The 552-nt window shown below is 52.2% G+C and carries 1 protein-coding gene and 1 pseudogene; both read left to right on the forward strand.

What is annotated here, in order from left to right; all coding sequences use genetic code 11:
- Positions 1-236: pseudogene (locus DXB63_RS18060) on the forward strand (hypothetical protein); the annotation flags it as partial.
- Between the two features lie 23 nt (positions 237-259).
- The coding region (locus tag DXB63_RS17755; protein WP_199604248.1) for a FimB/Mfa2 family fimbrial subunit at positions 260-552 on the forward strand (293 nt) is incomplete at its 3' end.

The raw sequence follows: 552 nt of genomic DNA on the forward strand, positions 1-552 counted from the left end.
GCGGTGAAGACTGGGCGGGACTGCTGGAGGCCGTCGAAAAAGACCTCCTGGTTCCGGAACGTACGGAAGTAATGCGTATCGTCAATCAGGCGCTGAACGGTGATGTGGCAAAAGCCAAATACGCCTTGAAAGTCCTTTCGGGCGGCAGGGCTTACTATTACCTGGTCGGAACTATCTATCCCCAGCTTCGCCGGGTGGAATGCCGTATCGAATATACTTCAACAAAAAAGGAATAAACGGAAAAATGAGAAGGAACATTATGAGAATACCAACAAGATATTTGCTCGGTATCCTGCTGCTTGCCGGATGTCTCGGCCTGGGCGGCTGTATACATGACGATTGCGAGGATTGCCTCAAGGAGGGCAACGTGGATATCGCCCTGACGCACTACTGGCACAACAAGGGCAATGCTGACAATTTTGCCCGTGAGATCAACCGGGTGGAGTTTTACATCTTTGACGGTGAGGGCCTGTTCTACAGCCGTGACCTGTCTCCCAAAACCGCTTTCACTAACGGTTACCATTACCGGCTGACCTTGCCCGGCGGCGATTA

The organism is Bacteroides sp. OM05-12 (genome assembly GCF_003438995.1).
Classification (GTDB): domain Bacteria; phylum Bacteroidota; class Bacteroidia; order Bacteroidales; family Bacteroidaceae; genus Bacteroides.